The organism is Nocardia sp. NBC_01388 (genome assembly GCF_045040085.1).
GTDB lineage: Bacteria > Actinomycetota > Actinomycetes > Mycobacteriales > Mycobacteriaceae > Nocardia.
Window position 1 is genome coordinate 7,287,832 of record NZ_CP109553.1, and the last position, 6,262, is coordinate 7,294,093.

Annotated in this window: 7 protein-coding genes; 2 read left to right on the top strand and 5 right to left on the bottom strand. The window is 66.6% G+C overall.

All coding sequences use genetic code 11. From position 1 onward, the window contains the following. Positions 1–11: 11 nt before the first annotated feature. A complete protein-coding gene (gene mftR2, locus OG716_RS34890) occupies positions 12–635 on the bottom strand; it encodes a mycofactocin system transcriptional regulator MftR2 (protein WP_355130814.1) in 624 nt (207 codons plus the stop codon). A 227-nt stretch (positions 636–862) separates the two neighbouring features. Between mftR2 and mftF the strand changes: the two genes are divergently transcribed. Further along, complete coding sequence (gene mftF / locus OG716_RS34895) at positions 863–2,263, top strand: mycofactocin biosynthesis glycosyltransferase MftF (protein WP_405134590.1); 1,401 nt, start codon at positions 863–865, stop codon at positions 2,261–2,263. A gap of 2 nt (positions 2,264–2,265) precedes the next feature. On the opposite strand, the gene OG716_RS34900 is transcribed toward mftF, so the two are convergent. Genes OG716_RS34900 through OG716_RS34915 form a run of 4 tightly spaced genes read right to left on the bottom strand, consistent with a single transcriptional unit; the run spans position 2,266 to position 4,050 of the window. Further along, positions 2,266–3,510: a cytochrome P450 gene (locus OG716_RS34900; protein WP_405140119.1), complete on the bottom strand. Its 1,245-nt coding sequence runs from the start codon at positions 3,508–3,510 to the stop codon at positions 2,266–2,268. A 29-nt stretch (positions 3,511–3,539) separates the two neighbouring features. Further along, on the bottom strand, positions 3,540–3,692 hold the full coding sequence (locus OG716_RS34905; protein ID WP_405134591.1) for a hypothetical protein: 153 nt from the start codon (positions 3,690–3,692) through the stop codon (positions 3,540–3,542). Positions 3,693–3,718: 26 nt separating this feature from the next. Then, a complete protein-coding gene (locus OG716_RS34910; protein WP_405134592.1) occupies positions 3,719–3,871 on the bottom strand; it encodes a hypothetical protein in 153 nt (50 codons plus the stop codon). Between the two features lie 26 nt (positions 3,872–3,897). Next, entirely contained in the window at positions 3,898–4,050 is a 153-nt protein-coding gene (locus OG716_RS34915; protein ID WP_405134592.1) for a hypothetical protein, read from the bottom strand. Positions 4,051–4,351: 301 nt separating this feature from the next. Between OG716_RS34915 and OG716_RS34920 the strand changes: the two genes are divergently transcribed. Then, a complete protein-coding gene (locus tag OG716_RS34920; RefSeq protein ID WP_297610166.1) occupies positions 4,352–5,701 on the top strand; it encodes a GAF domain-containing protein in 1,350 nt (449 codons plus the stop codon). Positions 5,702–6,262: the final 561 nt, after the last annotated feature.

Here is a 6,262-nt window from a genome sequence, read left to right on the forward strand (position 1 = left end):
TTCTAGTTTGACTATACGTGGCTGTCTCGCTGCCGGACAAGCTGAGCCTCGAGTCCGGCGATCAGCACATCCATGGAGAAGTCGTAGGAGTATTTCCCACGCAGGTCGGGCAGATGCTTCATGGCCCGCTCCACCGCCTCCGGCAGCGCCCGATCCTGTAGTGCCCCACGATCACGCGGATTCACCTTGCTGCGCCCGAAGAGGTAGGTGTGGATGGTCGCATACGAGGCGAGCACATTGCGATCGTCGAATCCCGCGTCGAACAGGATCTCCATCACGGCGGCGATGAGATCGAGTTGTTTGCCGAGCATCTGTTCGATGAGCACATCGCCGAGTCCGGGATGCCGGCGCAATTTGTCGTCGATCTGATCGATGAGATCGCGCAACCGCATTTGCCACGGCCCGAATTCCGGTGGCGGCTTGCGCACTCCGGTGAGCGCGGCGGTGGCGACCAGGTCGAGCAGCTCGCGTTTGTCGGCGACGTAGTAATACGGGGCCATCGGGGAGACGCCGAGTTCGCGGGAGAGCCGGCGCATGGAGAGTTTCTCCACTCCGTCCTGACGGACCACCCGCAGTGCGGCTTCGACGATCTCGGCTTCCGAGAGTGTGTTGCTTCCGCCCCCGCTTGTCTGCATCCGTCCGACTCCCATACCACCTCGACCGCATCCTCGGTGGGCACAGTGGGTTCGGATTTCCGTCCCCTGCCTGTTTCACCTGCTGGTTTTTTCTCCCCAGCAGTCTAGAGCGCCGGGTGTTGCCGTGGTCCGGCTGCGTACTCGGTGCGCGGACCAATCGGACTAACCGGAGTAGTGCGGCGCGCCAATCATGATTGCCAACGGTTGGCTGACTTAGCATTTGTGGAATGCGCCATGATCGCCTTCCCGATGGTTTCGGGGTGCGGATCGATCCCAGGGTGCGCACTTACTCCGGTGGACGGTTCCTGGTCGGCGGTTCGCCGAACAGATTGCTCCGCCTAGCGCCGGAGGCTGCGGCCATGATCGGTGACGGGTACCTCGAGGTGACCGACCCGAACTCAGCTCGGGTTGCCAGACGTCTGCTCGACTCCGGAGTGGCGAATCCGCGTCCGCGCCTGCTCCCTTCGCTGGAGGACGTGACCGTCATCGTGCCGGTGCACAATGATCCGGACGGTCTCACGCGGCTGCTGTCGGCCCTGCGCGGGTACACCGTGATCGTGGTGGACGACGGTTCCGATCGGCCCGTGCGGATTCCGCGGTCGCCGGGCAATCGCTGCCGGGTCACGGTGCTGCGCCGGGATCGCCGGCAGGGCGTCGCCGCCGCCCGCAATTTCGGATTGCGATGCGCCGCGACCGAATTCGTAGCCTTCCTGGATCCGGACGTGGTCCCGCGCACCGGCTGGCTGGAGGTCATGCTCGGGCACTTCAGTGATCCGAAGGTGGCCCTGGTCGCACCGCGCATCCTGGCCATGGATCCCGATTCCACCCTGCTGGCCCGCTATGAGCACACCCGCGGTTCGCTGCATCGCGGCCGCCGCGAGTCGGCGGTGCAGGCGCACGGCCCGGTGCCGTACGTGCCGAGTACCGCACTGCTGGTGCGCCGCCTCGTGCTGCTGGGGGAGGGCGGGTTCGACGAATCCATGGCCGCCGGTGGCGATATCGACCTGTGCTGGCGGCTCGATCGCGCCGGGTGGCGGCTGCGCTACGAGCCGGCCGCGCGGGTCGCGCACAGCAATCCGGTCTCGCTGCGAAAATGGTTCGCGCACAAGGTCACCCATGGTACCGGCGTGGCTCCGCTGGGGCAGCGGCATGCGGGAATGGCCGCGCCGCTGTCGATTCCGATCTGGACCGCGGTGGCGGCGCTGCTGTTCGGCAGCCTCACCCGCTGGGGCGCGATCGGCGGCACGCTGACCTTGGTCGCGACGCTGTTCCGGCTGCGCCGGGTCTTCGCCGAACTCGACAATCCGACGCGGGTGGCCGCCATATATATGGCGCGTGGTTTCTCCGGCGGCATGTGGCGCATGGCTTCCTCGATGTGCCGCCACTATTGGCCGGTGACGCTGCTGGGCATGCTGTTCTCGCGCCGCATCCGGCACCTCGCGGTGACCATCGCGGTGGCCGACGGTCTGGCCGACTGGTTCGTCCATCGTGAGGCCGGAAGTCTCGACCCGACCCGGTACGTGCTGTGCAAGCGGCTCGAGGATGTCGCCTACGGCACCGGCCTGTGGTGGGGCGCGGCCAAACTGCGGGACGGCGCTGCCCTGCGACCGACCCTGCCGCCCAACTGAATTCAGCCGACCGCGGTCAAGCGCACCGGCATGTGCCGGACGCCGGTGTGCTTGTTGCTGCGGGTGTGTTCGATCGGGCCGGTCAATTCCGCCGTGCCCACCTGATCCAGCAGTGCGGTGAAGACCACCCGCATCTCCATGCGTGCCAGCGCCGAACCGAGGCAGAAGTGCCCGCCGCGCCCGAAGGCCAGATGCGGATTGGGCCGCCGGTCGATATCGAACCGGTGCGGATCGGTGAAGACCTCCGCATCCCGATTGGCCGAGGCCCACCACAGTGTCACCTTGTCCCCGGCCCGGATGTGCTGCCCGCCCAGGGAGACATCGCGGGTGGCGGTGCGCCGGTTGTAGGGCGTCGAGGAGGCCCATCGCAGCATTTCCTCCACCGCGCCGTCCACCAGCGTCCGATCGTCCCGCAGCCGCCGCCACACCTCGGGCCGCTCGATCAGCGCCGCCATGCCGAGTGCGATCGAGTTCCGCGTGGTCTCACTGCCCGCCGCGATCAGCAGGCTGAAGAGCATGGCCTGCTCCAGATCCGAGAGCGGCTCGCCGTCGACGGTGGCGTGCGCGGCGAGCGACATCAGATCCTCGGCGGGTGCGATCCGCTTGGCCGCCCGCAGTCGCGCACCGTAGGCGCGGGTCTCGGCGACCGCCTGCTGCGTGCGCGCGGTGACCTCGCCCAGCTCCCGATCCTGGTAGTCGAGCGCCACATTGGCCCATGCGAACAGTTGATGCCGATCCTCCTGCGGCACCCCGAGCAACTGCGTGACCGCCTGCAGGGGCAACTCGGCAGCGAGGTCGAGCAGAAAATCGCACTCGCCCTTGCCGATCGCCGCCGCCACGATCGTCGCGGCGCGTTCGCGCAGCTCTTCTTCTATGAGCCGCAGCGTCCGCGGCGCAACGCTGGGCGTCAGCAACCGCCGCACCCGCGCATGCCGGGGGTCGTCCATCATATTGAGCAAAACCCCGGCGGCCCGGTCCGCGGGCAGATCCTCGATGAGTGTTCCTCCGCCGGAACGGCTTCCGCCGCCCTGCGAGGAGAAGGTCGCGCCGTCGGCTGCCGCCTCGACAATGTCGGCATATCGGCTCAATACCCAGAACCCTTCCCCGTCCGGGGTGTGCTCGGTTGGCGGATGCCACCAGATCGGCGCGTGCTCCCTGAGCCGGTCGAAGACCTCGTGCGGAAACCCCGCCGCGAATCGATCCAGCGCTGTCAGATCGATACCGTCCACCAGGTCACCCTCCCACAACACTCGATTTCCCAGTGGCGCAATGACCTTCAAGCCCCGCCCGGGGTGTGCTCGGCTGGCGGATGCCACCGGACCGGCGCGTGCTCCCTGAGCCGGTCGAAGACCTCGTGCGGAAACCCCGCCGCGAATCGATCCAGCGCTGTCAGATCGATGCCGTCCACCAGGTCACCCTCCCACAACACTCGATTTCCCAGTGGCGCAATGACCTTCAAGCCCCGCCCGGGGTGTGCTCGGCTGGCGGATGCCACCAGACCGGCGCGTGCTCCCTGAGCCGGTCGAAGACCTCGTGCGGAAACCCCGCCGCGAATCGATCCAGCGCTGTCAGATCGATGCCGTCCACCAGGTCACCCTCCCACAACACTCGATTTCCCAGTGGCGCAATGACCTTCAAGCCCCGCCCGGGGTGTGCTCGGCTGGCGGATGCCACCAGACCGGCGCGTGCTCCCTGAGCCGGTCGAAGACCTCGTGCGGAAACCCCGCCGCGAATCGATCCAGCGCTGTCAGATCGATACCGTCCACCAGGTCACCCTCCCACAACACTCGATTTCCCAGTGGCGCAATGACCTTCAAGGTCGTGGCCCGCCCGGGTCTGGACTGACGGAGCGGGGGAGCGAAGCGGAGGAGCGGAGGAGGGAAGACCCGGGTAACAGGGCCACGACCCCGCCGCAGCGAAGCGGAGGCAGAAGATACAGCCCCCGCCCGGAGCGAAGCGGAGGGCGAAATAGACACAGCTCACATTCTGCGGGGTTCGGTTTCCGATGTGACCTGCGGGACAAACGACCAGCTTCGTACTTAGGCGTCGGACCCCGCCGGTACTCTTCGGGGACAGAAAGAAAGGCAAATGGTCAGCAATCTCGCAGGTGGGAGTAGCCCGCAGCACGGTGCCGAGCCGGGCACCCAGTTGGGTGCGCTCGAAGCCTATGCCGCTCAAGCCCACGGATATCTCAGTGTGGGCGGCGAACAGCTCAATCAGCTGCCCGGCCTCCTACGCCCCATGGTTCTCGAATCATGGTTGCGCACGCTCCGCGGCGGTGTCGATCCTCTGGATGACAATGACGGCCGCGGGCTACGCGGAACCGATCTGGAGCGCTATCGCGTCGCGCACCCCATCGCGGCCGTGATGCCGCTGGTGGACAAGTTGCTGCTGCGCGATGCCACCAGTACGGGACTCATGGTGGTGGTCGCCGATCAGTTCGGCCGGGTGCTTTCGGTGCACGGTAATCCTGATCGGGTGCAGGCCGCGGCCGAGGCCGGTTTGCGCGAGGGCAATGACCTGAGCGAGCGCCGGGTCGGCACCAATGCCGTCGGCCTGGTGGTGCGCACCGGGCGGGCGGCGTGGATTCACGGCCCCGAGCATTTCCTGCAGCGCATGCATCAGATCACCGGAGCTGCTGCGCCCGTTCATGATCCGGACGGCCGCCTGGTCGGTGTGCTGATGATCGCCGGCGGCGTGCGGGTGGCGCGGCCGGAGATTCTGGCGCTGGTGAAGGCGGCGGCGACGGCCGCGGAGATGGATCTGCTGCTGGCCGCGGTCCGTTCCGGCCATGACCGCCGCAGTGCGGACGCGCCGATTCCGGAGCGTCTGGGCCTGGAGGTGCTCGGCCTGGGTCAGCCGCAGTTGACGGTGGCGGGGGAGCGGGTGCCGCTCTCGCAGCGGCATGCCGAGATCCTGCTGCTGCTGGCCGAACATCCCGAGGGACTGTCGGCCGATCATCTGGCGCTGCTGCTCGATGACGCCGATCTGGACAACGCTACGATTCGGGCTGCGATGTCGCGCTTGCGATCGGTGGTCGGCCCCAATGTCTTCGGTTCCCGCCCGTATCGTTTGCGGGTCCCGATCGCCACGGATGTGGAGGCGCTGCGGGCCGCCCTGGACTCCGGGGACGTCGATACGGCGGTGCGGCTCTACGCTGGCCCGGCGCTGCCGCGTTCGAACGCTCCTGGAGTTATAGACATTCGCGATGAATTGCGGGTGCGTCTGCGGACCGCTGTGTTGCGTTCCGGTGAAGCTTCGGTCTTGAGCCGATGGACCGCGGGTGCCGAAGGACGCGACGATTCGGCCGCCTGGGCGGTGTATCGATCGACCGTTGACCGAGATTCTCCGCTGTATGCGCAGATCGAGGCGAAAATCCGAGTGCTCGACCGGCGCATGGGCGTCGATGCAACGCAGTTGCAACGTTTCGACTCATAGTCTTCGCAACCGGAAGTGCGCTCGGTCACAGCGCGGCTTCGCCATGTGGTCGCACCCACATTTTCTGCGGACTCTCCGCGATCTTCGGAACCAACTAGACGCTCGTCCAACTTTTTTCGGGGAAAAAGTTCCGTTTTATTACGATTCCGCCTAGTCTTCGCAATGCATGGAGGGCATCCGTGTGATGCAGGCGACAGGGCATCGCTCACCAGAGCCGGGTGAGCAGCGTTCGTAGTGAAGTTGGAGGAGATCGACAGCAGTACACCCCAGATGCGGATGGCCCGGAGGCACCCGCATCCCCGGCCGCGGAATAACGGGCAACCCGGCCGGTTCGAGCACTAGTTGGATCACGCGCACGAGCGTCACCCCCGACGCCGCGCATTCGTCGAAACACCCAGGGCAGTGCGGTTCTACCGACCTGGATGCCGGTCACTCACCGGCGTCGCCAGGTCTATTTCGCGATGCCCGAAAGCGTTCGGCCACACAGCAATTCGGCATAGCGAGGAGGCTTCGGTGCAGGGTACGGAGTTGGGTGGAGTCGGAGCGGGCAGCGATCGCGGA

What these genes read in the sequence shown, in the direction of transcription:
- mftF (WP_405134590.1), top strand. Translation starts at nt 863, where the DNA reads ATGCGCCATGATCGCCTTCCCGATGGTTTCGGGGTGCGGATCGATCCC.
- mftR2 (WP_355130814.1), bottom strand. Translation starts at nt 635, where the DNA reads ATGCAGACAAGCGGGGGCGGAAGCAACACACTCTCGGAAGCCGAGATC.
- OG716_RS34920 (WP_297610166.1), top strand. Translation starts at nt 4,352, where the DNA reads ATGGTCAGCAATCTCGCAGGTGGGAGTAGCCCGCAGCACGGTGCCGAG.